The following is a 23,131-nucleotide window of genomic DNA, read 5'->3' as shown; positions in this document are numbered from 1 at the left end:
CTCTCACGCGCCTCATGCCACCGCGCCAGCGGGCAGGGCCCGCGATTCTCCGGCCGGGGTGATGCTGATGACCACCGACTTCGACGTGGGCGTGCGGCTCTTCTCCGCGAAGCTGTTCACGGGAACGAGGACGTTGGCCTCGGGGAAGTAGGTGGCCGCGCACCTGCGCGGGATGTTGTACGGCACCACGCGGAAGCCACGCGCCAGCCGCGTCTCGCCTTCGAAGTGGCTCCGCAGGTCGACAAGCTGGTCCGCGGCCAGCCCCTGCGCCTTCATGTCGGCGGGATGCAGCAACACCACCCGGCGGCCGTTGCGGATGCCCCGGTAGCGGTCATCCAGCCCGTACACCGTGGTGTTGAACTGGTCATGCGTGCGAATCGTCATCATCAGGAGCTGTCCCGGCTCCAGGGCAATGGGCTGTAGCGCATGCACCGTGAAGTGCGCCTTGCCGCTCTTCGTGGTGAAGCGTCCCTCGCGCGGACCGTTCGGCAGCGCGAAGCCGCCCGGCTCCCGCACGCGGCGATTGAAGTCGTCGAAGCCGGGGATGACGCGCGAAATCTGCTCCCGGATGCGGTCGTAGTCCTCCACCAGCGACAGCCAGGGCACGCGAGAGCGCGCCCCCAGCACCGCCGTCGCCAGCCGGGCGACGATGACGGGTTCGCTGAGCAGGTGCTCCGACGCGGGCGCCACCGAGCCCCGCGAAGACGACACCACGCCCATGGAGTTCTCCACGGTGACGAACTGGGCCCCGCCGGCCTGCACGTCGCGCTCGGTGCGGCCCAGGCACGGCAGGATGAGCGCCCGCCGTCCGTGGACCAGGTGCGAGCGGTTGAGCTTGGTGGACACGTGGACGGTGAGGCGCGTGCGGCGCAGGGCCTCGGCGGTGAACTCCGTGTCCGGCGTGGCGGAGAGGAAGTTGCCACCGAGCGCGAAGAACACCTTCACCCGGCCGTCGTGCATGGCGTGCAGCGTGTCCACCACGTCCATGCCGTGGTGCCGCGGCGGCTCGAACCCGAACTCCCGGGACAGCGCCGTCAACAGGGCCTCGGGAGGCTTCTCCCAGATGCCCATGGTGCGGTCGCCCTGCACGTTGCTGTGACCACGCACCGGGCAGAGGCCCGCGCCCGGCTTGCCGATAGCGCCGCGCAGCAGCGCCAGGTTGACGATTTCCTGAATGCACGCCACGCCGTTGCGGTGCTGCGTCAGCCCCATGGCCCAGCAGAAGATGGTGCGCTCGGAGCGCGCGAGGATTTCCGCCGCCGCGAGCACCTGCGCGCGCGGCACCCCACTCCCCTCCTCCACGTCCTCCCACTTCACCGCGCGCATGTGGGCCGCGTAGGCCTCGAAGTCGAGCGTCTTGTCGTCGATGAAGCCCTTGGCCACCACCGAGCCGGGGTTCGCGTCCTCCATCTCGAACAGCGCCTTGGCGATGCCCTGCAGCAGCGCGGCGTCGCCGTTGATGCGGACCTGAACGAACAGGGAGTTGAGCGCCGTTCCGGGCCCGATGAGGTGCAGCACGTCCTGCGGGTGCTTGAAGCGGTTGAGCCCCGTCTCCGGCAGCGGGTTGATGCTGACAATCTGGCAGCCCCGTCGCGCGGCGGCCTCGAGCGACGACAACATGCGCGGATGGTTCGTCCCCGGGTTCTGCCCGATGACGAAGATGGCATCCGCCTGGTCGAAGTCCTCCAGCGTGACAGTGCCCTTGCCGATGCCCACCGTCTCGTTGAGCGCGGAGCCGCTCGACTCGTGGCACATGTTCGAGCAGTCCGGCAGGTTGTTGGTGCCGAACTGCCGTACGAAGAGCTGGTAGAGGAACGCCGCCTCGTTGCTGGTACGCCCGGAGGTGTAGAAACTCGCGGCGTCTGGCGTGTCGAGCGCGTTCAGCTCCTCGGCCACCAGCGCGAAGGCTTCGTCCCAGGACAGGGGCTCGTAGTGCGTGGCGTCTTCGCGGAGCAACATCGGGTGCGTCAGCCGGCCCTGCTTGCCCAGCCAATGGTCCGTCTGGAGGGCGAGGTCCGCCACGCTCCATCGACGGAAGAACTCCGGCGTCGCCCGCGCGGACATGGCCTCTTCCGCCACCGCCTTGGCGCCGTTCTCACAGAACTCCGCCATGGAGCGGTGTCCCGGGTCGGGCCACGCGCAGCCGGGGCAGTCGAAGCCCTCCTTCTGGTTCACCTTGAGCAGCAGCTTCGTCCCACGCACCACGTCCATTTCACCGTAGACGTGCCGTATGGCGGAGATGACGGCGGGGAGGCCGCCCGCCACCGTCGCGATGGGCCCCACGGTGGGGCCACGGGCCTCCTCGGGAGGCTGGGCGCAGGGCGTTGCCTTCGTGAGCGCGGACGACGCTCGCGCGCCAGGCCCCTGTGCGTTCCGGTTCCCGTCGTCCATGGCACTCCCTCCAGGCATCGCGCGGCTGGCTGGCTGGCCGCGGCAGTGGACTCTACCGCGCTCTGGCCGCGCGGGAATGCTCATGGAACGACTGGCGCCTCCCCCGGCATACAGCGGCCACTCCGGGGCCCCCATGCCCGGCCGGGCCTCTGACGGGGCCTGCCTGCGTTGCCAGCAGCGCTCGCGGTCCAGAACGTCAGGAGACAGGCCCTGGGCGAACGCTCAACGAGAGGAGGCCATCCAGATGAACGGCAGGCGCGATGACGACCGGCGATGGGGAGACAGGGAGCGGGAGCAGCGGTCCTCGAGGGGCTGGGAGGACGAACACACCCATCCGAGGGACACCTGGGCCCGCGCCCCGGCCAGGGATGCGCACGGCGACGAGCGCGGGTCCGAACGCAGGGGCGACTTCGAGCGGGACGACGCCAGCGCCGAGCGACGACGGGGCCAGCACCGCCGAGGCGGTTGGGCCTCCGAGGATGATGCGTTTCCACGCACCTTCGACAGCGAGCGGCACTTCCGGGACGCGGCGAGGGACCGGGACACACGCGATTACCAACAAGACGTGGACTTCGGACGCGCCGCGCGCGCCCTGGACCAGGGCCGGGAGTATGGCCGCGACTTCGACCTGGACCGGGAGCTGGACCGCCGCGCCCGGCACTTCGACCCGGAGCGCATCGCCAGACGGCCCGGCTACAGCCCCAGCGGCACGTTCCGCGAAGTCGCGGAGGACTGGCGCCTGGAGCCTCCCTACCTCGGCGTCCTGGAGGACGTGGGGACGGAGGGAGGACGCCGGGGCGGCCGTGAGATGCCAGAGCGCCGGGGGCACGGCGGGAGGCGCCATGGCCACCGAGGCGCCGATGACGCCCACGAGCGCCGACGACGCGAAGCGGGCGGCATGGACCGGGGCCGGCCCTGGCGCGCCGCCGGCCACATGGCCGAAACGGATGTCCGCTACGGGGGCACACAGCCTGCGGGCCATGGCCCCGGTGTGGAGAACATGGCGCCACCGTGGGATGGGTACTCCACCAGTCCGTCACGCCCGGACGACCACGACCTGGGGCAAGGTGGCTTCTCGGGTGGGCGCTACCGGCCGCCCGAAGGCCCTGTGAGGGCGCCCCCCCGGGGACGCGCGCCGCGAGGCTACCGGCGCTCCAGCGAGCGAATCCTAGCGGACCTCTGTGACGGGCTGATGCAGAGCTGGGTGGACGCCGCGGACGTGGACATCCGTGTGCGGGACGGCGTGGTGCTGCTGGCCGGCGTGGTGCGCAGCCAGGATGAGCGGCACGCGACGGAAGCGCTCGCCCGGGACGTGCTGGGAGTGAAGGAGGTCATCAACGACATTCGCATCGACCGCGAGGACGGCGTCGTGGACCGGCCCGCGTCACGCAGCCCCGTCCAGACTCCGGGCATGGACGCCTCCGACGACGACACGCTGCATTCGTGAGGCGGCGGACGCGACGCGGCGCGACGCGGACATCGCGGTGGCCCGGAAGCACCCCGGTTCAGGTAGTGTGCCGGGCCTTTCCGTCCGCCACACTCTAGGAGTCCGTTCATGTCCCGCGTCATCCGCGCCCCCCACGGTTCCACCCTGTCCTGCAAGGGCTGGGTCCAGGAGGCCGCGCTCCGGATGTTGATGAACAACCTCGACCCGGACGTCGCCGAGCGCCCCGAGGACCTCGTCGTCTACGGCGGCACCGGCAAGGCCGCCCGCGACTGGCCCTCCTTCGACCGCATCGTGTCGAGCCTCCAGAACCTGGGCGACGATGAGACCCTGCTCGTCCAGTCCGGCAAGCCCGTGGGCATCTTCCGCACGCACCCGGACGCGCCGCGCGTGCTCATCGCCAACTCCAACCTCGTGGGCCGCTGGGCCAACTGGGAGCACTTCCACGAGTTGGAGAAGAAGGGCCTGATGATGTACGGCCAGATGACCGCGGGCTCGTGGATCTACATCGGCACGCAGGGCATCCTCCAGGGCACCTACGAGACCTTCGCCGCCGCCGGCCGCTTCCACTTCGGCACCGACGACCTGGCGGGCCGCCTCATCCTCTCCGGCGGTCTGGGTGGCATGGGTGGCGCGCAGCCGCTGGCCGCCACCATGAACAACGCGGTGTTCCTCGGCGTGGAGATCGACCCCACGCGCGCTCGCCGCCGCGTGGAGACGCGCTACCTGGACGTCGTCGCCAAGGACCTGGATGAAGCGCTGGCCCTGGTGAAGGACGCCCAGGAGAAGCGCGTGGGCCGCTCCATCGCCGTCATCGGCAACGCGGCGTCGGTGTTCCGCGAGCTGTACCGCCGCGGCATCAAGCCGGACCTCGTCACGGACCAGACGAGCGCCCATGACCCGCTCAACGGCTACATCCCCACGGACCTGTCGCTGGAGGCCGCCGCCGAGCTGCGCCAGCGGGATCCGGAGACGTACGTCCGCCGCGCGCGCGAGTCGATGATGATGCACGTGCAGGCGATGAACGACTTCCAGAAGGCCGGCAGCCACGTCTTCGACTACGGCAACAACCTGCGCGGCCAGGCGGAGCTGGGCGGCATGGAGAACGCCTTCGAGTTCCCCGGCTTCGTCCCCGCCTACATCCGTCCCCTCTTCTGCGAGGGCATGGGGCCCTTCCGCTGGGTGGCGCTCTCCGGTGACCCGGAGGACATCCGTGTCACCGACCGCGTGGTGCGCGAGCTGTTCCCCCAGAAGGCCTCGCTCCAGCGCTGGCTGAACATGGCCGAGGAGCGCGTGGCGTTCCAGGGCCTGCCCTCGCGCATCTGCTGGCTGGGGTATGGCGAGCGCGCCAAGGCGGGCCTCGCGTTCAACGAGCTGGTGCGCAAGGGCGAGGTGAAGGCGCCCATCGTCATCGGCCGGGACCACCTGGACTGCGGCTCGGTGGCGTCGCCCAACCGCGAGACGGAGGCGATGAAGGACGGCACGGACGCGGTGGCGGACTGGCCCATCCTCAACGCGCTGGTGAACGCGGTGAACGGCGCCTCGTGGGTGTCCTTCCACCACGGCGGCGGCGTGGGCATGGGCTACTCGCTGCACGCCGGTCAGGTCATCGTCGCGGACGGGACGGCGGAGGCCGCGCGCCGCATCGAGCGCGTGCTCACCAGCGACCCCGGCATGGGCGTGCTGCGCCACGCGGACGCGGGCTACCCGGAGGCCATCGAGGTGGCGAAAGAGCGCGGCGTGAAGATTCCCGGCATCACCACCTGAAGATGAAGCAGGAGGCCGCAGTGAAGCGCTTGTGCGCGGCAGGTGTCGGACTGTGGGGCGCCGCCGTCGTGGGACTGACGGGGTGCGCCCCCACGGCGATGGGCCCCATGGTGATGCGGATGGGGCCCGGGGCGCCGGACCGCAACGTCATGCAGGTCGGCATGCGCTCCGGCCCCCGGCTGAGCGCGCCCATCGCGGGGACGCAGGGCGGCCTCGGAACGGGAAACAGCTTTCGGGGAAACGAGTCGAGCTTCTCCACGCAGCAGTGGGGCGTGGCGTTCGACGCGGCCCTGACGGTGCCCGTGTCCGAGCGGCTGCACCTGCACACCGGGCTTCAGGGCGAGTTCCTCCTGCCCATCCCGCTGCCCGGGTACGGGCTGTACGCCGGGGCCTCGTACTACGTGGGCTCGGAGCGGCTGGGCCTGGCCCCGGCGTTGTCGCTGCGAGGCGCCAGTGATTTCGGGGTGGGCACCCCGCGCGGCGGGCCGGGCACCATCTTCGGCGCGGAGGTGTCGTGCGCGCTCACGATGCAGCCGGAGAAGAACGTGTCCATTGGCCTGGTGCCCTTCGCGTCGTGGCACACGGTGGCGTCGCACGGGCGCAACGAGCAAGCGTTGTATTACGGCGGCGTGGTGGCGGCGCGCGTCTCCTGGGGCGGAAAGAACGACTTCGAGCTGTCGGGCGGGTTCGGCCGCGCGAAGGTTGGCAAGGGTGTGAGCTGGAACGTGCCCATCATGGGCGCACGCGGAGGACGTTGAGCCATGGACGTGCTGGACCTGCTGGTGCGCAACACCTCCGAAGTGCTGACGGTGGAAGGCTCGCACCGCGAGCGCGCGGAGGACGCGCTCACCCCACGCCCAGGTGCGGTGGTGGGCGTGCGCGAAGGACGCATCGCCTACGTGGGCCCCGAGGCCGGCCTCCCCACGGGCGCGGTGGGCCCTGGCACCGAAGTCGTGGACGCCCAGGGCGGCTTCGTGGGCCCCGGCTTCGTGGACCCCCACACGCACCTCGTCTTCGCCGGTGAGCGCTCGGCGGAGTTCGACCTGCGCAACCAGGGCGCCACCTACCTGGAGATTGCCAAGGCGGGCGGTGGCATCGCCGGCACGGTGCGGGCAACGCGGGCCGCGAGCGAGGAGGAGCTGGTGCGGCTCGCCCTCCCCCGCACGAAGCGCCTGTTGGAGCAGGGCGTCACGACGGCGGAGGTGAAGAGCGGCTACGGGCTCGACCTGGAGACGGAGCTGAAGATGCTGCGCGCGGTGCGGCGGCTCGGGACGCTGACGCCGCTGGAGCTGGTCCCCACGCTGCTGTGCGCGCACGCCGTGCCGGAGGAGTACCGCGGCAAGCGCGAGGACTACGTGCGGCTGTGCATCGAGGAGATTCTCCCCGCCGTCGCGCGCGAGGGGCTGGCGCGCTTCTGTGACGTTTTCGTGGAAGACAGCGCCTTCACCGTGGACGAGGCGCGCCGCATCTTGAGCGCGGGCCGGGCACTGGGAATGGTGCCGCGGCTGCATGCGGACCAACTCACCGCGTGTGGTGCCTCCGAGCTCGCCGCGGAGCTGGGGGCCGCCACGGCGGACCACCTGGAGCAGGTGACGGACGCGGGACTCAAGGCGCTGGCGGACGCCAACGTCACGGCGGTGCTCGTTCCCACCTCCACGCTGTTCCTGCGCATGCGGCCCTACGCGCCTGGACGCCGCATCCGCGATGCGGGGCTCAACGTCGCTTTGGGCACCAACGTCAACCCCGGTTCCGCCATGAGTGAAAACACAGCACTGGCGCTGGGACTTGCGTGTCTGGAAAACGGGCTTACTGCGGCAGAGGCGTATTGGGGAGCCACCCGTGGCGCGGCGATGTCCTTGGGGCTGCAACAGCACGGAAGGCTGACCGTAGGCGACGCGGGCGACCTGGTGGTCTTCAGCTGTGCTTCGTACCGCCACCTGCCCTACCATCTAGGGGTAGCGCACGCGCGAGTGGTCGTGAAGGCCGGACGCATCGCTGTCCGGCAGCAGATGGATGGTTGCGCGTGAACCGGCGTCGCAGAGACACAGCGGCTCCGAGTGGATAAAGACGGAACAACATCCGTCAGGGCCGGACGTTAAGAACATTCGTTGCTAGCCATGTGCCGACTATTTGGATTCCGTTCAGCGATTCCTGCCGCCGTACACCCCTCGTTGGTAACGGAGAAGAACTCGCTCCTCATCCAGTCGCGCGAGCACAAGGATGGATGGGGCATCGCGGCCTACGGCGCCGAGCAGGCGCCGGTGGTGGCCCACGGTGTGGGGCCCGCGCACAGCGACCCGGACTTCGAGCGGGTGAGCAGCCGGGTGTCCTCCCACACGGTGGTGGCGCACATCCGCCTGGCCTCGGTGGGCGCGGTGGAGCTGCGCAACTCGCACCCCTTCCTGCATGGCCGCTGGTCGTTCGTGCATAACGGCACGCTGCGGGAGTTCGCGCAGCACCGGGCTGCCGTGGAAGCGCTCATCTGCCCGAGCCTGCGGACGAACATCAGGGGCACCACGGACAGCGAGCGGTGCTTCTACCTGTTCCTCACCCGCCTGGGTGCCCGGCATCCGATTGACCGGCAGGTCCCCGTGGAGGCCGTGGCGCGCGCGCTGGCGGAGACGATGTCGTTGGTGGCCGCCATCACGGATGCCGTGGGACAGGATGGCCGCTCGGCGATGAACTTCCTCGTGTCCGACGGCGAGTTGATGGTGGCCTCGCGGCGCAACCGAACGCTGTTCGTGTCCACGGGCCCGTCGCGCGATGACGTGTCGACGCTGCCGGCGCCAGGGACGAAGCTGGAACAGCTCGTCGTGGCCAGTGAGTCGCTGTGTGGCGGGCCGTACTGGGCACCGGTGGCCGAAGAAGACGTCATCGGCGTGGACGCGAACCTCGTGTTCCACCACTGGCGCGTGCCGGAGCTCGCGGGCCCGGACCTCTTCCCCGCCGTGAAGCCGGCCGCGTCACCCAATCTGGCCTGAGGGCATTGGAGACCCGCGCTGATGGCAGCGCGCTGGTGCTGCGAGCTCGCTGTTCGGAAATGTCGGGACTTTTGTCGCTTCGAGTCAGCCCATCCACGCGTCGAGCAACGCCGCGGGCCGTACACCAAACGCCTCCGCCGTCAGCTCGCGTGCCTCGCCGCCCGCGTGCTTCAGCGTGACGCGCAGGTAGTCGCGCGGCGCGGCCTGCGGAATCTTGTCCAACCACTCCACCAGCATCGCGCTCTCGGTGCCTTCCAGGTCCAGGAAGCCCGTGGCGTACAGGTCGTCGTAGTCCGTCAGCCGGTACAGGTCCGCGTGGTACAGCGGGATGCGTCCCGAATACGGATACACAATCGCGAACGTGGGGCTCGCCACCTCGGAGCGAGGAACGTTCGCCCCGTCCGCCACGCCGCGCACCAGGTGCGTCTTTCCCGCGCCCAGGTCGCCAATCAGCCCCACGAAGTCACCGGGCTCCAGCAACTCACCCAGGCGCACCCCCAACCGGTGCGTCTCCTCGGGAGACTCCAGCCGTACCGTCCGCACACGCGCAGCCGACGCTTCCGTGCTCATCGTTCCCACCGCAGCCACACCTCGCACAGCCCCTGCTCCACGATGTCCCCTGCAACCAATCCCAGTTGCCCGCGCTTCGCCGCCGCCAGGTCCCCAGCGAGCCCGTGCGCGTACACCGCCGTCCAGATGGCCGTGGGCACCGGAAACGACTGAGCCAGGAACGCGCCACAAATCCCGGACAGGACATCCCCCGAGCCCCCCGTCGCCATGCCCGGGTTGCCCGTGGTGTTGAGGTACACGCGCCCGTCCGCGTCACTCGTCAGCGTCCGGTCTCCCTTCAGCACGAGCGTCACCTTCAAGCCCACGGAGAACTGCCGCGCCACATCCAGCCGGTGTGCTTGGACTTCCTTCGTGGACTTGCCCGTCAGCCGGGCCATCTCTCCCGGGTGCGGCGTCATCACCACCGGCGCCTTCGCTCGGCGCAGCACCGACAAGTCCGTGGCCACCGCATTGAGCGCGTCCGCGTCCAGCACCGCGGGCGCCTCCACGCGCGACAACAGCTCGCCAATCAGCGCCCCCGTCTCCGGGCCCCGAGGAATCCCCGGCCCGATGACGAGCGCATCCTTCCCCTCCGCCGCCGCCACCAGCGCGTCCAGGTCACCCATGCCCAGCGGCCCGGAAGCCTCCAGCGGGATGCCCATGATTTCCGCTGAATGCGCCTGGATGGTGTCCAGCGCATCCGCGCGAGCGGCCACTGTCACGAGCCCCGCCCCGGAGCGCAGCGCCGCCTTCGCCACCAGCGCCGCGGCCCCCGTCTTTCCCCGGCTGCCCGCCACCACCAGCACGTGGCCAAAGGTCCCCTTATGGGAGCCCGCCTTCCGCGCCGGCAATGTGCGGCGCGCGTCCGACTCCTCCACCACGAAGAGCTCGGGACCGGAGACCTCCTTCGAGGACTCGCCCCCCATGCCGATGTCCACCCGGTGCACGCGGCCACACAGCGAGGCCCCCGGCTCCAGCACCTGCCCCGGCTTGAGGAAGCCGAACGCCACGGTGGCATCCGCCTCCACACAGGGCGAGAAAGCCGCTCCCGTGTCGCTCTGAAGCCCGGACGGCACATCCGCCGCCACGACCTTGGCCCCTGCTGCCCGCCAGCCGCGAATCGCCGAAACGGCGTCCGCGAAGGCCCCCGCGGGCGCACGACTCAAGCCCGTGCCAAAGAGCGCGTCCACCACCACGTCACCGCGCCTGGCCGGCTCCACGGCATCCAGCGTGCGCGGCGTCACACCGAAGCCCTTCACCGCCTCCACGTTCCGGCGCGCCTCGGGCGTCAGCTTCGCGGCGTCGCCCACCATCACCACCGACACGCAGGCACCGCCCTCCCGGAGGAAGCGCGCGGCCACCAGCCCGTCCCCTCCATTGTTGCCCGGTCCACACACCACCACGTAGCGCCCACCCGGGCCGATGAGCCCCCGAGCCACCTCCGCGAGCCCCCGCCCGGCATTCTCCATCAGCAACGCGGAGGGCATGCCGTGGCTGGCTTCGGCGGCCTGCTCGGCCTGACGCATCTGGGCGGCGGTGAGGACGCACAACATGGCTTCAATCCCCCTTCGATTGGAGCACCACCGTGGCGGCGGCGACGTCCGCATCGTGGGTCAGCGCGAGGAAGGCCTCCAGCCCTCGCGCCTCCATGACCTCCAGGGCCACGCCGGACAGTGCGAAATAAGGCGCTCCGCCCTGCCGCCGGACCTCCATGTCCTTCCAGCGGATGCCCGGCGGGGCGCCCAGCGCCTTCACCAGGGCCTCCTTGGCGGCGAAGCGCGCGGCATAGGCACTGGCCGCGTCACTGCGCCGGCCGCAGAGGGCCCGCTCCGCCTCGGTGTAGACACGGTTCAGAAAGGGCTCCGCGCGAGGCCCGTCCAGGATGCGCTGGATGCGGGAGATGGAGCAGATGTCCAGGCCCAGGCCGCGGATTCCCATGGCGCCCTACCCCGGGTTGCGCATGATTTCGAGCATCTCGCGCACCGCCCGCTCGAAGCCCACCAGCACCGCGCGACCGACGATGGCGTGCCCGATGTTCAGCTCGTCGATCTCGGAGATGCGGGCAATGGGGTGCACGTTGTCGTAGTTGAGCCCATGGCCCGCGGCCACGCCCAGGCCCAGCTTGGTGCCCGCCTTGGCCGCGTCGATGATGCGCGCCAGCTCCCGGGCCCGCTCCTTCTCGTTGCGCGCCTCGCAGTAGCGGCCCGTGTGCAGCTCGATGCGGTCCGCGTTCACCTTGTGCGCCGCCCGCACCTGGTCCAGGTCCGGGTCGATGAAGAGCGAGACGGCAATCTCGCCGTCCTTCAGGTTCTTGATGATCTTCGCGATGTGCTCGCGCTGGTTGGCGACCTCCAGGCCGCCCTCCGTGGTGAGCTCCTCGCGGCGCTCGGGCACCAGCGTCACCACGTCCGGCTTGTGCTCGTAGGCGAGCTTCACCATCTCCGCGGTGGCGGCCATCTCCAGGTTCAGGAGCGTCTGCACCGTCTCACGGAGGATGCGCAAATCCCGGTCCTGGATGTGACGCCGGTCCTCACGCAGGTGGATGGTGATTTGTTGCGCGCCGGCAAGCTCCGCCAGCGCCGCGGCCGTCACCGGATCCGGATACGTGGTGCGCCTCGCCTGACGCAGCGTCGCCACATGGTCCACGTTGACACCCAGTCGCTGTCCCATCGACCGCACCTCGCTCATGCGCGGCCATGGGATTGTCGAAAGGCCCCGGTGCGCGCCGGTCCTTCTTCACGCTGGCTGCGTCCGGAAGTCAACCACCGTTCGCAGCGGCCCTCAGACGCTGAGGGCCTTGGACAGCGCGTCCGCGATTTCCTTCGCGTAGGCCTGGTTGCGGGCGGCGTCCTCGCCCTCGATGAGGACGCGGGCCTTGGGCTCGGTGCCGGAGAAGCGCACCAGCACCCGGCCGGTGTTGCCCAGCCGCTGCTCCACGCTCTTGATGACCTTCATCACCGTCGGGAGCTCGCCCAGCTCCTTCTTCTGCTTCACGACGACGTTGAGCAGCGTCTGGGGCACGGGCTCGAAGATGGAGGCCAGCTCGCTCAGGGGCTTGCCCGCCCGGCACATCACCGCGAGCAACTGGAGCGCCGCCAGGGTTCCGTCACCCGTGGTGGTGTGGTCCAGGAAGATGAGGTGGCCGCTCTGCTCGCCGCCCAGGTTGTAGCCATTGCGGCGCATCTCATCGACGACGTAGCGGTCACCCACGCGCGTGCGAGCCACCTTCACGCCCCAGCGCGCCACCGCGCGCTCCAGGCCGATGTTGCTCATCACCGTGGAGACCAACATCTTCTTCTTCAGTTGCTTGCGGGCCACCAGCTCGCCCGTGCAGATGGCCATGATGGCGTCGCCGTCGACGACCTTGCCCTTCTCATCCACGACGATGAGGCGGTCGGCGTCACCGTCCAGGGCGATGCCCAGGTGCGCGCCGTGCTTCACCACCGTCTTGGCCAGGTTCTCCGGATAGAGGGCGCCACACTTGTGGTTGATGTTCTTGCCGTCCGGCGAAACGCCGAGCGCAATCACCTTGGCGCCCAGCTCCTCCAGCACGGCGGGCGCCGTCTTGTAGGCCGCGCCGTTGGCGCAGTCGACGACGATGGTCATCCCCTCCAGCGTCAGCTCGCGCGGGAAGGTGGCCTTCAGGAAGACGATGTAGCGGCCCCGCGCGTCCTCCATGCGGAAGGCCCGGCCAATCTTCGTGGCCGTGGGGCGGATGGAGTCGATGGAGCCACTGGACACCAGCTCCTCAATCTTGCCTTCCGTCTCGTCCGGCAGCTTGAAGCCGTCGCGCCAGAAGAACTTGATGCCGTTGTCCTCGTAGGGGTTGTGGGACGCGGAGATGACGGCGCCCGCGTCCGCCCGCATGGAGGTGGTGATGTTGGAGATGCCCGGGGTCGGCAGCGGCCCGACGAGCTCCACGTCCACGCCCATGGAGGTGAGGCCGGAGGCCAGCGCCTGCTCCAACATGTAGCCGGACAGCCGCGTGTCCTTGCCCACGATGACGCGGTGGCGGTGCGGGCCGTTGCGGATGAGGAACGCGAGCGCCCGCCCGAGCTGCATCGCGACCTCGGCAGTCATGGGATAGACGTTCGCCTTCCCGCGAACACCATCCGTGCCGAACAGCTTCTGGGAAGCCTGCGCCTCCTTCGGAGGCATGTTCATCCTGTACGCCATGTGTGCCGCTCCGCCTTTCCCACGCCGGGCCTGCGCCGGCCTCTCGACGTCGGGGCTTATACCCCGCCCACCACCCGGGCTCGAAGTTAGGAACCCATTGCTCCCTGGGCAACCACCCAGGCATGCGGGCCGACGCAGACTAAAAGAGGTTGCGAAATCAGTACCAACCGAATCGCAGCCGTCCATACACGGCGGCTCGGGGAGCGGCCAGCGGAAGGTGAAGGTTCCCGCCACAGCTTGAGGGCTGTAAGCCACACCTTGTTACCGGGCGTAGAACGTTCCTCCGTCTTCGCACCTCCGGATGGCGTCCGCGACGGCCAGCGCGTCCCGGGCCTCGGTCACGTCATGGACGCGGACCACGTCGGCCCCGCCCAGCGCCGCCATGGAGGCCACCGAGCCCAACGTCGCCGCCAGCCGTTCGGAGGCAGGCTTGCCGCCCGCCAACCGGCCGAGGAAGCCCTTGCGGCTCGTGCCCACCAGCAATGGCAGCCCCAGCACGCGCAACTCCGGGAGGCGGCGCAGCAGGAAGAGGTTGTGCTCGAAGGTCTTCCCGAACCCGATGCCGGGGTCCAGGAGGATGCGCCCCCGGGGGATGCCCGCCGACTCGGCCCGGAGGATGGCGGCCTCCAGGAAGGCCAGCACGTCCTCGACGACGTCGTCGTAGCGCGGCGCCTGCTGCATCGTGGCCGGAGTGCCCTGGATGTGCATCAGGCAGCAGGCGGCGCCGGCCTCGGCCACCACACGGGGCAGGCCGGCATCGGAGCTGAAGCCGGTGATGTCATTGATGAGGTGCGTACCGGCCTTCAACGCCTCGCGCGCCACCGCCGCCTTGGTGGTGTCCACGGAAAGAGGCACATCGGTCCGGGCCCGGAGTCCCTCGATGACGGGAATCACCCGCGCCAGCTCCTCGTCGGCGCTGACCGGCAGGGAGCCGGGCCGGGTGGACTCGCCGCCCACGTCGAGCAGGTCCGCCCCCGCCTCGGCCAAGGCCAACCCATGGGCGACGGCGGCGTCCGTCCCGGCATGGCGCCCGCCATCCGAGAAGCTGTCCGGCGTCACGTTCACCACGCCCATGACGTAGGTGCGGGAGCCCCACTCGAAGCGCCTTTCGCCCAGCGTCAGCACCGCGGGCGCCACGCCCGCGGCCAGCGCGGACGCCACCGCCGATGCCAACGCGGACAGGCCCCGGGCGTCGGCGCGAGCAGCCGTCACCAGCCGCTGGAACTGCTCGGCGCGCCCTGTCAGCAGCCCCGTCCCTGAACGGGAGTGGACGTCCCCGGGAAGCCATTCGGGGAACGCCTCAGACAGCGTCTGGAGGAAGGCCTCGTCCTGGGGGAGCAACCCGGTGAGGAGGAGCCGAGTGAATGGCAGCGTCTCCAGCAGGGCCCGTTGCGTGGGCTCCGTCAGCCCCATCCGCCGGAAGGCCAGGATGAGGTCCTCCGGGTGCTCCGAAGTCAGGGGGCGGGCGCGAATCATCGGGAGGCTCCAGGGAGGGGACCGCGTACCGCCACCAGGACGGGACGCGCTTCCCTACCCTACCGCTCCCGAGCGCGCCCGGGGCTCAGGCTTCGAGCGGCTCGGTCACGATGTCCACCGTGGACGTCGTCATCAGCTTGTGGATGGGGCACTGCGCGACGGCGTTGTACAGCCGCTGCGTGTCCGCCGGCGACAGCGCCCCGTGGAACGCCAGCTTCACCTTCAGCGTGTAGGTGCCCTGCCGCTCCCGCGAATCATCCCGTTCGACGTGCGTCTCCACACGCTCCAGGGCCAGGCCGTGACGCTTCGCGTACCACGTGGCCGTCAGGGCCTTGCATGCCGCCAGCGCGGCGTCGAAGTAGTCGTGCGGGCCGGGCGCGGAGTCCTCTCCGCCCAGCGCGGGGGCCACGTCCGCGTGCAAGGTATGGGTGCCGGTCTGCAGGACCTGGCGAAACGCTCCGGGCTTCTCGGTCTGGGTGTGGGTCGTCATGGGGGGCTCCGGGAGAAGAAGGTGGACCGGAGGCCCGGTGAAGGCGCCTCCGGAGCGGTCCGCGTGGGTGACTCAGGCCGCCTGGTCGGCCTGCGCCTTCACCGCCTGGACCTCGATGGCGATTTCAATCTTCTCACCGACGAGCACGCCGCCGGCCTCCAGCGCCTGGTTCCACGTCAGGCCGAAGTCGCGGCGGTCCACCGACGTCTTCGCCTCGAACGCGGTCTTGACGTTGCCCCACGGGTCCTTGGCCCCGCCGAGCTGCTCGGCGTCCAGCACCACCTCGCGGGTGATGTCGCGGATGGTCAGGTTGCCCGTCACCTTCAGCCCGTTGCCGGACGCCTTCTCCACCTTCGTGCTCTTGAACGTGATGGTGGGGAACTTCTCCACGTCGAAGAAGTCCGGCGAGCGCAGGTGGTTGTCACGCTGATCGACGCCGGAGTCGATGCTGCCCGTCTCGATGGTGACGGCGACGGAGGACTTCGTGATGTCCTGCTCGTCCAGCGAAATGGCGCCGCTGTACTTGCGGAAGCTGCCGCGAACCTTCGCGATGACCATGTGGCGGACGGAGAAGTGGATGGCGGAGTGGGTGGTGTCGATGTTCCAGGTCGTGGTGGCCATGAGGTGCCTTCCTTTTTGTGTGAAGCGGTGTGTTCGACGAGGAGGAAGGTAGCGGGGCCCCCCGGGCTTGATTAGATGGGCCAGACTGGAAGAACTGTTCCACCCACGGAACAACGCTCCGGGAAGGACGGGAGATGGACCTCAACGAGCTGCTCGTCTTCGCACGCGTCGTCCAGGCAGGCAGCTTCACCGCCGCGGCGCGTGGGCTGCGGATGCCCAAGTCCACGGTGAGCCGGAAGGTGTCGGAGCTGGAGACGCGGGTCGGCGCTCAGTTGCTCCAGCGCACCACACGCAAGCTGCGGCTCACCGACGTGGGCCGGACGTACTACGAGCACTGCGCGCGCATCGTCGCGGAGGCGGAGCAGGCCGAGCTGGCCGTGACGCGGATGCAGGCCGCCCCCCATGGCCTGCTGCGCGTGACGACGCCGCTGACGTTCAGCTTCATCGGGCCACTGGTGTCCACCTTCATCAAGCAGTACCCCGAGGTCCAGCTCGAGCTGGTGTGTACCGACCGCAACGTGGACCTGATGGCGGAAGGCTTCGACGTGGCGATTCGCGCCGGGCGGCTGGCGGACTCGTCACTCATGGCGCGGCGGCTGGGCATCGTGGAGCGCGTCGTCATCGCGGCGCCCAGCTATCTCAAGGCGCGCGGGACGCCCAAGGCGCCGAAGGATTTGGAGAAGCATGACTGCCTCCTCTTCGGCGCGGGCCTGGAGAACAACGTCTGGACGCTCCACTCCGGCAACCGCTCGGTGGACATCAAGGTGCCCGCCCGAATCGTCGTGAATGAGCCGGACATGCTCTACGCGGTGGCGCGGGCGGGCTCCGGCATCGCCCTGCTCCCCAACCTCCCCTTCACCTCGGAGCTGGCCGCCGGGCGCTTGCAGCGCATCCTGCCGGACTGGAGCTCCACGGGCGCCCCCGTCCACGCCGTCTACCCGAGCACGCGGCACCACTCCCCCAAGGTGATGGCCTTCGTGGAGTGCCTGCGCGAGCACTGGCCCATCCCCGGCTGAACGGGACATCGTTCCATCCGTGGAACGATTCTTCCCATTGTCCACGCCTAGTCCCGGAAGGCCCTCACGCACATCATGACTCTCGAAACAGCGGCCGCCATCCAGGTTCTGCCGCGGAAAGGAACGCCATGATTGCCATTCGCCCCTCGGAAGCCCGCGGTCACGCCAACCACGGCTGGCTGGACTCCCACCACACCTTCTCCTTCGCCAGTTACTACGACCCGGACTTCATGGGCTTCCGAGCCCTGCGCGTCATCAACGAGGACCGCGTCGCGCCCCACGAGGGCTTCGGTACGCACCCTCACCGGGACATGGAAATCATCACCTACCCGCTGAGCGGCGCCATTGCCCACCGCGACAGCACGGGCGGCGAGGGCCTGCTGCGCGCCGGTGAAATCCAGCGGATGACGGCCGGCACCGGTGTGCTGCACAGCGAGATGAACGGCGCGGATGAGAACCTCCACTTCCTGCAGATCTGGATCATCCCGGACCGCAAGGGCCTGACGCCTGGCTACGAGCAGAAGGCCTTCCCGGAGGCCGAGCGCCAGGGCCGCTGGCGGGTGGTGGCCAGCCCGGACGCCCGCGACGGCAGCCTCACGGTGCACCAGGACGTGGTGCTTCACGCGACGCTGCTGGGCACGGGCGAGCAGGCGACGTACACGCTCGCTCCAGGCCGCCACGCCTGGCTGCAGCTGGCGCGGGGCAAGGCCACGCTCAACGGCGTGGAGCTGAAGGCGGGGGACGGCGCCGCGGTGGCGGACGAGTCGCAGCTCGTCCTCTCCGCCACGGAGCCGGTGGAAGCGCTGCTGTTCGACCTGGCCTGAGGCCACATCGCTGAACGAAAGAGAGCACGACATGAGCCGGGACGACTTGAACGCGGAGCAGCTTCCTCCTTCGATGGAGACACTCATCGTCGCGCCCTCACGCGACCTGGGCGACGGGTTCGAGGTGCGGCGCGCGCTGCCCTCGGCCCGCCGCCGGATGGTGGGGCCCTTCATCTTTCTGGACCAGATGGGCCCCGCCGGCTTCCAACCCGGCCACGGCCTGGATGTGCGGCCCCATCCGCACATCGGGCTGGCCACCGTCACCTACCTCTTCGACGGAGAAGTCATGCACCGGGACAGCCTGGGCACCGTGCAGCCCATCCGCCCCGGCGCGGTGAACTGGATGACGGCGGGCAACGGCATCGTCCACTCGGAGCGCACCGGCCCCGGCCCACGCGCCGCGGGCAGCAAGCTCTTTGGCATGCAGGCGTGGGTGGCGCTGCCCAAGCGCCATGAGGAGACGGCCCCAGCGTTCGTCCACCACCCCGAGGACCAGATGCCCGTCCACGAGGGCGAGGGCGCGCGGATGCGCGTCATCACCGGCACCGTGCACGGTCAGCGCTCGCCGGTGCAGACGCTGTCGGACATGTTCTACGCGGACGTGGCGCTGGAGGCCGGCGCGCGCTTCGTGGTTCCGGCCGAGCACGAGGAGCGGGCGATGTACCTCGTCCAGGGCACCGTGGAGGTGGACGGCATGGCCTTCGAGCCGGGAGAGCTGCTCGTCTTCCGGCCCGGCGGCGCCGTCACCCTCCGCGCCACCGCGGCGGCGCGGCTGCTGGTGCTCGGCGGGGAGCCCATGGACGGGCCGCGCTACATCTTCTGGAACTTCGTCTCCAGTTCGAAGGAGCGGCTGGAGCAGGCGAAGGAGGACTGGAAGGCTGGCCGCTTCGCCGCCGTCCCGGATGAGACGGAGTTCATCCCCCTGCCCGAGGCCCCCCTCCCCGTGCGCTACCCGTAGGCGCGCGGACTCCCGGGAGCCCGCAAAGCAGAAGGCCCTTCCCACGCTGCTGGGAAGGGCCTTCTTCATTTCAGCTCAACCGCTGGAAGGGCGTGACGCTCAGGCCTTCTTCGGCTCCATCGTCGGCAGGCCCTCGAGCGCGTCGAGAATCTTCCGCTTGTCCTTCTTCTCCGTCGCCTTCGGGGGCGCATTCACGCGCGGGGGCGGACGCTCACGGGTCAGCTGACCACCTTGGAGGAGGATGTTGACGTCCTCGGCGTCCAGCGTCTCGTACTCCACCAGCGCGTCGGACACGCGGCGCAGGGCCTCGATGTTCTCCGTCAGCAGGTTCTTGCCGCGCTCGTAGCAGCCCACGACGATGCTGCGGACCTCGGCGTCAATCTGCCGGGCGGTGTCCTCGGAGTAGTCCTTGGACGAGTTGAAGTCGCGGCCCAGGAACACCTCACCGTCGCTCTTGCCGAACGCCAGGGGGCCCATCTTCTCGCTCATGCCCCAGCGGCACACCATGGCGCGGGCCGTCTCGGTGGCACGCTCGATGTCGTTGGCGGCGCCGCTGCTCATCTCGTTGAACATGAGCTCTTCGGCGATGCGGCCGCCCATAGCCATGGAGATCTGGTCCAGCATCTGCTTCTTGTAGCCGTTGACCTTGTCCTCGGTGGGCAGGCTCCAGGTGACGCCCAGGGCCTGGCCGCGCGGGATGATGGTGACCTTGTGGAGAGGGTCGCAGCCCGGGAGCAGCTTGGCCAGCAGCGCGTGGCCCGCCTCGTGGACGGCGGTGTTCTTCTTCTCCTTCTCGGTCATGATCATGGAGCGCCGCTCGGGGCCCATGAAGACCTTGTCCTTGGCGGCCTCGAAGTCGCTCAGGTCCACGCGCTCCTTGTTCTGCCGCGCGGCCATGAGCGCCGACTCGTTGACGAGGTTCTCCAGGTCCGCGCCCGTCATGCCCGGCGTACCGCGAGCGATGACCTCCAGGTCCACCTCCGGCGCCAGCGGCACGCGGCGGGTGTGCACCTTCAGCACGCCCAGGCGGCCCTTCACGTCGGGACGCGGCACCACGATGCGCCGGTCGAAGCGGCCGGGACGCTGGAGCGCCGGATCCAACACGTCCGGACGGTTGGTGGCGGCAATCAGGATGACGCCGTCATTGGACTCGAAGCCGTCCATCTCCACGAGGAGCTGGTTGAGCGTCTGCTCGCGCTCGTCGTGTCCACCGCCCAGGCCCGCGCCACGGTGACGGCCCACGGCGTCGATTTCGTCGATGAAGATGATGCAGGGGGCGTTCTTCTTGCCCTGCTCGAAGAGGTCACGGACGCGGCTGGCGCCGACGCCCACGAACATCTCCACGAAGTCCGAGCCGGAGATGGAGAAGAACGGCACGCCGGCCTCGCCGGCCACCGCGCGGGCGAGCAGCGTCTTGCCCGTTCCCGGCGAGCCCATCATCAGCACGCCCTTGGGAATCCGGCCGCCCAGCTTGGTGAACTTCTTCGGGTCCTTGAGGAAGGCGACAATCTCCTCGAGCTCTTCCTTGCACTCGTCCGCGCCGGCCACGTCCGCGAAGGTGACCTTGTTGTGGCTCTCACTGAGGAGCTTGGCCTTCGACTTGCCGAAGGTCATCGCCTTGCCGCTGCCACCCTGGAGCTGGCGCATGAAGAAGATGAAGAACAGGAACAGGAAGACGACCGGCATCCACTGACCGAGGATGGTCAGCCAGAGGCTGTTCTGCTCCTCCCGCTCGTACTTCACGTCCACGCCATTGCTGCGGAGCTGGTTCAGCATGGCCGCATCCGGCGCCGGCCCCGTCGTGCGGAACTTCTCCGACGTGTCGGTGAACTTGCCGGAGTAGGTGTTGCCCTTGACGGCAACCTCCTGGACCTTCTTCTCCTCCACCTTCGTCAGCAACTGGGTGAAGGACGGTTCCTGGACCTGGTCGTTGCCCTGGGAGAAGAAATTGTAGAAGGCGACGAAGAGGACGATCAGGATGACCCAGAGCCCGATGGTCTTGTAAGTCGAACGCACGTGTCAGCTGCCCTTTCGGAACTCGGCGGGATGAGGGCCGCGCTGGGAAGAACCCCAGCTTTATCCATCACTTGGCCGACACCAGGCGAGCTACCCAGCGACGGACCGTATCAGCAACAGCAAAAAGCCCTCAACTATTTAGGGGGCCGCGCCCATCCCCCGAACTGCGACTCTGCCACTCTATAACGCCGCGGTCCGCTGAATGCTCGAACCGGGAGGGACCGCCCAGAGGTACTCCCTGGCGGCCGCACGCGGAGCCACCGGAGACCAGAGGCCGGGGAGCCACAACACCTGCCCCTCGGCATCCGCCACCACCGGCCGCGTGGCCCGTGCTTCCGCGGGCACTCGAAGATCAACCAACACATCTTGGAGCTTGCGTTGTCCCCCGGCAGTGCACACCCGATCGCCGGGGCGGCGTGTCCGCACGGTCAGCGGCCAGCGCGTCCCGTCCCCGAGCGCCAGCCCGAGCACGCCCGCAGGTGGAGGTGCGAACTCGACGGAAAAATTCCAGCCCGTCCCCACGAGCGCACCCCGCGAACCCGCGTGCTCCAGCCGGAGTTCAGCCGGTGGGGTGGACGGCACCTGCCGCACGCAGCGCACCCGTCCGCTGGTCGCGCGCAGCACGTAGCCCCGCCCCAACGTGGCCGTGCCGCCCTGGGCCACCGCGCGCTGCACGCGGGCCAGCGTGGCCTCATCCACCGCGGCCTCCGTGCCGGCCACCAGCCGGGCGAGCACCCGCCGGCGCAGCGCGGGCTCCAGCGCGCGCACGCCCACCGCATCCAGCGCGCCATCCTCCAGGCGCAGCCGGTCGAAGGCCGCGTCCGCCATGGACGCCAGCAGCGACTCGTCCTCCGCGACCACCCGCGCGAAGGCGGCCAGGTGCCCTTCCACCGCGAAGCCGGCGGCGCGCGACAGGGCGGGTAGCACTCCAAGGCGAACGCGCGTCCGGAAGTGGACAGGGTCGGCGTTCATCGGGTCTGTCACATAGGCGACACCTTGTTCCGCCAGGAAGGCCACCACCTCCTCCCGCGTGCACGACAGCAGGGGACGCACCAGTCCGGGGCGCGCTTCGTGGATGCCCACCGCGCCGCGCAGGGCGGTGCCTCGGGCCAGGCGCATGAGCAGCGTCTCCGCCTGGTCCGTGGCGGTGTGCGCGGTGGCCACCACGTCCAGGCCCCGCCCGAGGCGGAGCGCCTCCAGCGCCGCGTAGCGAGCCTCCCTCGCGCGCGCCTCGATGCCGGCCCCTGGATGCAGCCGCAGCGCCTGGACGTGGCAGGGCAGCCCCCGCGCGGCCGCCAGGACGGACACCTGGCGGGCTTCCTCCACCGCTTCGGGACGCAGGCCATGGTCCAGCGAGGCCACCTCCACGCGAAGCCGGAGTCGCTCGGCGACGAGCGCGGTTCCCACCAGGAGGGCCGTGGAGTCCGCGCCGCCGGAAACGGCGAGCAGCACCGAACCTCCCTCGAGTCCCAGCCGGGTGTACGCCTCTTGAAGCGTCGTCGTCAGCAGCTGCGTGGCGGAATCGTGACGGGGCATCGGACCGCGGTGGAATGGAGTGTCGGGCGAGCGGGTTACAGAGGCACGTGCGGTTGAAGGCAGGGGGGCTGATTCTTATGATCGCCACAACATCGAATCGGCGTTGATGCGGTAGCGGAAATACACGCGGCCGCGAACGCTGTTCTTGAGACGGTCGAATTTTGAGCTGTTGGACCTAGGGGTCCCCCCCCTCCCCCTCTGGGTCCACGGGCCCGCCTGGAGATTTCCCCGGGCGGTCCCTCTTTCCGAAGCGCCCCGGACTCCCTCGTGGAGTCCGGGGCGTTTCCTTTTTCGCGCATGGTTGCACAGCTTACGTGCAACTGGACGAGCACGGGGACGGACCGTGCGACCTCGGAATGAGTCCTTGGAAACCGTTGACCCACTTGGGAGTCTGTCGGATAACGGCCCAGGTGTGTTCAGGTCGTCACCCCGAATCCGCCCCGGAGACCCAAGTATGGCAGGCACCGACAAGCGCAAGCAGTCGCTGTACTTCCCCGAGGAGATGCTGAAGGAGATCCAGGAAGAGGCGACCCGCCAGGACCGCTCCCTTTCCTGGGTCGTGCAGCAGGCGTGGAAGATCGCCCGCGAGCGCATCAAGTCGTTCCCCGCCGTGAATGACGTGACTGGCGACGAGCGCCAGGACCCTCGGGAGGAGTAACGACGGATGGCTACGACGGACCATCGTAAACAGAGTCTCTATTTCCCCGAGGACATGCTGGAGGAGATCCAGCGTGAGGCGACGAGGCAGGACCGCTCGCTGTCCTGGATTGTCCAGCAAGCGTGGAAGGTGGCGCGCGGGGACATCCGGAAGATGCCGTCGGTCAACGACGTGCTCAGCCCGCCTCCTCGTCCCGCGGCCCCCCCGCCCGCCCCCGCCCAGCCGGTG

21 protein-coding genes are annotated in these 23,131 nt (G+C 69.4%); 10 read left to right on the top strand and 11 right to left on the bottom strand.

Annotated elements, in window-relative coordinates:
• Positions 1–12: 12 nt before the first annotated feature.
• Positions 13–2,391, bottom strand: coding sequence for an FdhF/YdeP family oxidoreductase (locus tag FL344_RS22290; protein WP_141619938.1), 2,379 nt, complete (start codon positions 2,389–2,391; stop codon positions 13–15).
• A 244-nt stretch (positions 2,392–2,635) separates the two neighbouring features.
• On the opposite strand from FL344_RS22290, the gene FL344_RS22285 reads away from it, so the two are divergent.
• The 5 genes from FL344_RS22285 (at position 2,636) to FL344_RS22265 (ending at position 8,583) form a co-directional block, all read left to right on the top strand.
• Entirely contained in the window at positions 2,636–3,838 is a 1,203-nt protein-coding gene (locus FL344_RS22285; RefSeq protein WP_141619937.1) for a BON domain-containing protein, read from the top strand.
• A 108-nt stretch (positions 3,839–3,946) separates the two neighbouring features.
• The gene (hutU, locus tag FL344_RS22280) at positions 3,947–5,602 is read left to right on the top strand and encodes a urocanate hydratase (RefSeq protein WP_140792892.1); all 1,656 of its coding nucleotides are present in this window, start codon (positions 3,947–3,949) and stop codon (positions 5,600–5,602) included.
• A gap of 2 nt (positions 5,603–5,604) precedes the next feature.
• On the top strand, positions 5,605–6,360 hold the full coding sequence (locus FL344_RS22275) for a hypothetical protein (RefSeq protein WP_141619936.1): 756 nt from the start codon (positions 5,605–5,607) through the stop codon (positions 6,358–6,360).
• 3 nt (positions 6,361–6,363) lie between these two features.
• Entirely contained in the window at positions 6,364–7,629 is a 1,266-nt protein-coding gene (gene hutI / locus FL344_RS22270; protein WP_141619935.1) for an imidazolonepropionase, read from the top strand.
• Between the two features lie 90 nt (positions 7,630–7,719).
• Positions 7,720–8,583 carry a class II glutamine amidotransferase gene (locus tag FL344_RS22265; RefSeq protein ID WP_141592566.1) on the top strand — a complete coding sequence of 288 codons (864 nt, stop codon included), beginning with the start codon at positions 7,720–7,722 and terminating at the stop codon, positions 8,581–8,583.
• Positions 8,584–8,667: 84 nt separating this feature from the next.
• On the opposite strand, the gene tsaE is transcribed toward FL344_RS22265, so the two are convergent.
• The 8 genes from tsaE to FL344_RS22225 form a co-directional block, all read right to left on the bottom strand.
• Positions 8,668–9,153 (bottom strand): tRNA (adenosine(37)-N6)-threonylcarbamoyltransferase complex ATPase subunit type 1 TsaE, encoded by a 486-nt coding sequence (gene tsaE, locus FL344_RS22260; RefSeq protein WP_141592567.1) that lies wholly within the window; start codon positions 9,151–9,153, stop codon positions 8,668–8,670.
• Positions 9,150–10,685 (bottom strand): NAD(P)H-hydrate dehydratase, encoded by a 1,536-nt coding sequence (locus FL344_RS22255; protein WP_141619934.1) that lies wholly within the window; start codon positions 10,683–10,685, stop codon positions 9,150–9,152. Before FL344_RS22255 ends, tsaE begins: the two co-directional genes overlap by 4 nt.
• Positions 10,686–10,689: 4 nt before the next feature.
• Positions 10,690–11,070: a holo-ACP synthase gene (acpS, locus tag FL344_RS22250; RefSeq protein WP_011554351.1), complete on the bottom strand. Its 381-nt coding sequence runs from the start codon at positions 11,068–11,070 to the stop codon at positions 10,690–10,692.
• A gap of 6 nt (positions 11,071–11,076) precedes the next feature.
• Entirely contained in the window at positions 11,077–11,802 is a 726-nt protein-coding gene (locus FL344_RS22245; RefSeq protein WP_026113891.1) for a pyridoxine 5'-phosphate synthase, read from the bottom strand.
• A gap of 111 nt (positions 11,803–11,913) precedes the next feature.
• Positions 11,914–13,308, bottom strand: a complete 1,395-nt coding sequence (gene glmM / locus FL344_RS22240; protein WP_141592570.1) for a phosphoglucosamine mutase — start codon at positions 13,306–13,308, stop codon at positions 11,914–11,916.
• Between the two features lie 261 nt (positions 13,309–13,569).
• Positions 13,570–14,784 carry a dihydropteroate synthase gene (gene folP / locus FL344_RS22235; protein WP_141619933.1) on the bottom strand — a complete coding sequence of 405 codons (1,215 nt, stop codon included), beginning with the start codon at positions 14,782–14,784 and terminating at the stop codon, positions 13,570–13,572.
• Positions 14,785–14,869: 85 nt separating this feature from the next.
• Positions 14,870–15,274: an OsmC family protein gene (locus FL344_RS22230; protein WP_141619932.1), complete on the bottom strand. Its 405-nt coding sequence runs from the start codon at positions 15,272–15,274 to the stop codon at positions 14,870–14,872.
• 72 nt (positions 15,275–15,346) lie between these two features.
• Positions 15,347–15,895 carry a YceI family protein gene (locus tag FL344_RS22225; RefSeq protein ID WP_141619931.1) on the bottom strand — a complete coding sequence of 183 codons (549 nt, stop codon included), beginning with the start codon at positions 15,893–15,895 and terminating at the stop codon, positions 15,347–15,349.
• 134 nt (positions 15,896–16,029) lie between these two features.
• On the opposite strand from FL344_RS22225, the gene FL344_RS22220 reads away from it, so the two are divergent.
• From FL344_RS22220 to FL344_RS22210, 3 genes are all read left to right on the top strand, one after another.
• Complete coding sequence (locus tag FL344_RS22220; RefSeq protein ID WP_141592574.1) at positions 16,030–16,911, top strand: LysR family transcriptional regulator; 882 nt, start codon at positions 16,030–16,032, stop codon at positions 16,909–16,911.
• Positions 16,912–17,039: 128 nt separating this feature from the next.
• Positions 17,040–17,735, top strand: coding sequence for a pirin family protein (locus FL344_RS22215; protein WP_141592575.1), 696 nt, complete (start codon positions 17,040–17,042; stop codon positions 17,733–17,735).
• Positions 17,736–17,766: 31 nt separating this feature from the next.
• Positions 17,767–18,693, top strand: coding sequence for a pirin family protein (locus FL344_RS22210; RefSeq protein WP_141619930.1), 927 nt, complete (start codon positions 17,767–17,769; stop codon positions 18,691–18,693).
• Between the two features lie 99 nt (positions 18,694–18,792).
• Here FL344_RS22210 and ftsH read toward each other — a convergent pair whose 3' ends face one another.
• Both ftsH and tilS read right to left on the bottom strand, forming a co-directional pair.
• On the bottom strand, positions 18,793–20,709 hold the full coding sequence (ftsH, locus tag FL344_RS22205) for an ATP-dependent zinc metalloprotease FtsH (protein WP_090490779.1): 1,917 nt from the start codon (positions 20,707–20,709) through the stop codon (positions 18,793–18,795).
• A gap of 180 nt (positions 20,710–20,889) precedes the next feature.
• Positions 20,890–22,245, bottom strand: coding sequence for a tRNA lysidine(34) synthetase TilS (tilS, locus tag FL344_RS22200; protein ID WP_141619929.1), 1,356 nt, complete (start codon positions 22,243–22,245; stop codon positions 20,890–20,892).
• 454 nt (positions 22,246–22,699) lie between these two features.
• Here tilS and FL344_RS22195 point away from each other — a divergent pair, with 454 nt between their 5' ends.
• Both FL344_RS22195 and FL344_RS22190 read left to right on the top strand, forming a co-directional pair.
• Positions 22,700–22,903: a TIGR04563 family protein gene (locus tag FL344_RS22195; protein ID WP_002638649.1), complete on the top strand. Its 204-nt coding sequence runs from the start codon at positions 22,700–22,702 to the stop codon at positions 22,901–22,903.
• A 6-nt stretch (positions 22,904–22,909) separates the two neighbouring features.
• A partial coding sequence (locus FL344_RS22190; RefSeq protein ID WP_141619928.1) for a TIGR04563 family protein occupies positions 22,910–23,131 on the top strand: 222 nt, incomplete at its 3' end.

The sequence above is a fragment of the Myxococcus sp. AB036A genome (genome assembly GCF_006547355.1).
Lineage (GTDB): Bacteria > Myxococcota > Myxococcia > Myxococcales > Myxococcaceae > Myxococcus > Myxococcus virescens.
This window is presented reverse-complemented; position numbering and strand designations above follow the sequence as displayed.